The 3463-nt window shown below is 36.5% G+C and carries 3 protein-coding genes and 1 pseudogene; 3 read left to right on the forward strand and 1 reads right to left on the reverse strand.

Translation table 11 applies throughout. From position 1 onward, the window contains the following. Positions 1-188: pseudogene (locus B7700_RS00005) on the forward strand (N-acetylmuramoyl-L-alanine amidase family protein); the annotation flags it as partial. An 81-nt stretch (positions 189-269) separates the two neighbouring features. On the opposite strand, the gene B7700_RS00010 reads toward B7700_RS00005, so the two are convergent. Beyond that, on the reverse strand, positions 270-1145 hold the full coding sequence (locus B7700_RS00010; RefSeq protein ID WP_084886303.1) for a helix-turn-helix domain-containing protein: 876 nt from the start codon (positions 1143-1145) through the stop codon (positions 270-272). A 197-nt stretch (positions 1146-1342) separates the two neighbouring features. Here B7700_RS00010 and B7700_RS00015 point away from each other — a divergent pair, with 197 nt between their 5' ends. Both B7700_RS00015 and B7700_RS00020 read left to right on the forward strand, forming a co-directional pair. Next, complete coding sequence (locus B7700_RS00015; protein WP_084886306.1) at positions 1343-2524, forward strand: N-acetylmuramoyl-L-alanine amidase family protein; 1182 nt, start codon at positions 1343-1345, stop codon at positions 2522-2524. Positions 2525-2612: 88 nt separating this feature from the next. Continuing rightward, a partial coding sequence (locus B7700_RS00020; RefSeq protein WP_084886309.1) for a PspC-like choline-binding domain-containing protein occupies positions 2613-3463 on the forward strand: 851 nt, incomplete at its 3' end.

A 3463-nucleotide genomic window follows, 5' to 3' on the forward strand; every position in this document is an offset into this window, starting at 1 on the left:
TGTTTATGGACGGATTATTATCTAAAGATCACCATATTTTGGGCTATGCAGATGAATCTGGTGAAATCGTGAAGATGAAAGTTTTGCCTAATGATCTCAGTGATCTTATTGAAAAGGGAATTTCAGGTTTTTATGGAGAAACTGTTAGATATGATGGTTCAACGGGCAATGTTTCTGTTGTGAAATAAACTATCTGACAGAGTAAAACGAAAAAGCGAACAGCTTTGTATACTAGGAAGTCATGTTCGCTTTTATTCATAAAGTAATAGTTACTGTTTGGTCTCTGTTTCAAAAAAATCTGCTTGATAATAATCACTAACTTCTCTTTTCATTTCTTCTAGTAATCGACTTTCATCTGTTGATTCGAGTAAGGATAATCCTTTATTAATCATAGTATGATCTTCATTAACAATTCCCAGACGTACTTGAGCTACACCTAATAAATCGTATCGTTTCAATATTTTTGCTAAATCAAGACATTTTTGAATTAAGCATAGACAGTCATCTTTCTTCCCTGCTTCAAGGTACATTCGTGTCATATTGGCTAGAATGGAGTAATGAATACTTTGAATTGGACGATAATCTGTGTATTTATTTAGAGATTTTACAAGTCTTTGACGTAGCATTTCTAGTGAATCAATAGGGAAATGGAAAATGATCATCACTAGCAATCGTAAATCTGATAGGAACCACTGATCTCTTTTTTCCAATTCTTTCCATAATTCCTCAGCCAAGGCTTGAGCTTTATCGGAAAACTGATTTTCAATCACTTCTATAAAAATGGTTAGTTCTTTCACAGCATGTTCTATTGGGATATCATTCTGCACTTCATCTATATAAATTTGACATTTTGATAGCAGTGTCTTCATTTCTTCTAGATTAGGTGAAGAAATGACTTGATAATATTCTGAAAATAATTTCTTACGAGAATCCATTTGGTAATGTTGACAAATATAATGAAATTCATCGAAACTCATATCAATTTGCCTCAAAAGCAACTCCATAGTATCATACCTAGGAGTAGAATGATTATTTTCAAACTTAGATAAGTTAGAATGAGTAATGTAGTCACCACAGACCTCATTTTGTGTAATCCCTTTTGACTTACGAATGTATTTATAAACTGAACCAATATCCCACCGCATATTTTTGCCTCCAAAAATGTTCCAAAAGTAGAAGTTTTAGGAAAATATTTATATTTAGTATATCATAAAGGTGTGGGGTGGGCAATGATGATAGAAAGAAGGTGTTGGTTGACTCTTAAGGATTATTAGGAGTTATGTAGAATGTTTATGATGGAAAAATATTTTTTGATAACTATTCAATAAAGGAGGAAATGGCTATGAAAAAATCTAAATTACTCACACTTGGTTTGCTTGTAGGTGCTGGTCTACTTTTATCTATCAACCAAGCACAGGCTGCAGATACTTGGGTTAAAAATGGTGTTGACTGGAATCTTTCTCAAGATGGCAGTCTAGCTAAGGATAAATGGGTACAAAATGCTGGCTCATGGTATCACTTCGATAGCACTGGTAAAATGCAGACAGGTTGGCTCAAAGATGGGAATACTTGGTATTCTCTAGCAGATAGTGGTGCTATGCGCACTGGCTGGTACAAGGAAGGTAACACATGGTATTCGCTCGCAAGTAGTGGCGCTATGCGTACTGGCTGGTACAAAGAAGGATCTACATGGTATTACCTCAAAGACAGTGGCGCTATGGCAACAGGATGGGCGACTCCAAATGGTAAATGGTCTTACTTTGAAAAATCAGGTGCTATGGTCGCAGATAGAGCTGTTCCAGCCAGTGATGGGGAAAGTTATGTCATTGGTAAGGATGGATATCTGTTAACCAAACTCCCAAGTCAGGTTGAACAATCTCAAGCGGATGATACAATTATCACAAATATTGTTACTTTGTCTGATGGGTATGATTATCATCTTATTCCTAGAAAAGATGGAGTCATTGTTGAAAAAAATGCTTGGTACATAAAACCTGAATTTAAGAAGTTTTCTGATAAATATGGAGATAAAGTTTCCAATACGATGTTGGCTTTAGTAGATAATACGGAAGAAGGACAAGAAATTAATCCTAAAGCTGTCGTGAAAAATTTCCAAAACATACCAAACAGGTATTACTTTGGGGCAGATGGTCGTCGCGTAACAAATTTACCAGAAATGACCACCTATTCAGAGATTAAAAAAGTTGGAAATGATATCTATCTAGAAAATCCGGGTGCACGACTTCTTCTTGGAGCTACCAGCTTCACAATCAATAATAATAAACTATACTATTTAGATGGTGATAATGGCAAACTCAAAACAGGTTATTTTGCATTGATTGATGATAGACCAAGCTATCATCACTATCATATTCTTGTTTATGCAGACCAATCTGGTGAAATTCTTAAAATGAAACGATTGCCAACAGGAATTTCAGATTATCTTAATAAAGAAATTGACGGTTTCTACGGTCAAACTGTTAAAATCGATAGTAAGACAGGAAATGTTTCTGTTGTTAAATAAACTATCTGACAGAGTAAAACGAAAAAGCGAACAGCTTTGTTTACTAGGAAGTCATGTTCATTTCGCTATAGAATAGGAGGAAATGGCTATGAAAAAATCTAAACTACTCACACTTGGTTTGCTTGCAGGTGCTGCTCTACTTTTGTCTATCAACCAAGCACAAGCTGCAGATACTTGGGTTAAAAATGGTGCTGACTGGAATCTTTCTCAAGATGGCAGTCTAGCTAAGGATAAATGGGTACAAAATGCTGGCTCATGGTATCACTTCGACGGCACTGGTAAAATGCAGACAGGCTGGCTCAAAGACGGAAATACATGGTATTCCCTAGCAGATAGTGGCGCTATGCGTACTGGCTGGTACAAGGAAGGTAACACATGGTACTCACTAGCAGATAGTGGTGCTATGCGCACAGGTTGGTACAAAGAAGGGTCTACTTGGTACTACCTAAAAGGCAGTGGCGCTATGGCAACAGGATGGGCAACTGCAAATGGTCAATGGTCTTACTTTGAAAAATCAGGTGCAATGGTCGCAGATAGAGCTGTTCCAGCCAGTGATGGGGAAAGTTATGTCATTGGTAAGGATGGCTATCTAGCAAATAGAAAAGATTCTGGATACAATATTCATGATATTGTCAAACTTGGAGATGGGCAAGAATATTTGCTAAATGCTAAAGGTGACGATGTTATTATTGAAAAAAACACTTGGTATATTAAACCTGAGTTCAAGAAGTTTTCCGACAAATACGGGGATGAGGTTGCAAATACAACCTTAGCTTTAGTGGATAATAAAGAAGAAGGACAAGAAATTGATCCTAAGGCTGTCATTCGTAATTTCCAAAATCTACCAGGTCGATATTACTTTGGAGCAGATGGTCGTAGAGTATTACCACTTCCAGAGATGACAACTAGATCAGAAATCAAAAAAGTTGGCAATGATCT

This window comes from Streptococcus mitis (assembly GCF_002096755.1).
Lineage (GTDB): Bacteria > Bacillota > Bacilli > Lactobacillales > Streptococcaceae > Streptococcus > Streptococcus mitis_AC.

Excerpts from the sequence above, each read along its gene's own strand:
- B7700_RS00010 (WP_084886303.1), bottom strand. The coding sequence starts at position 1,145 with ATGCGGTGGGATATTGGTTCAGTTTATAAATACATTCGTAAGTCAAAA.
- B7700_RS00015 (WP_084886306.1), top strand. The coding sequence starts at position 1,343 with ATGAAAAAATCTAAATTACTCACACTTGGTTTGCTTGTAGGTGCTGGT.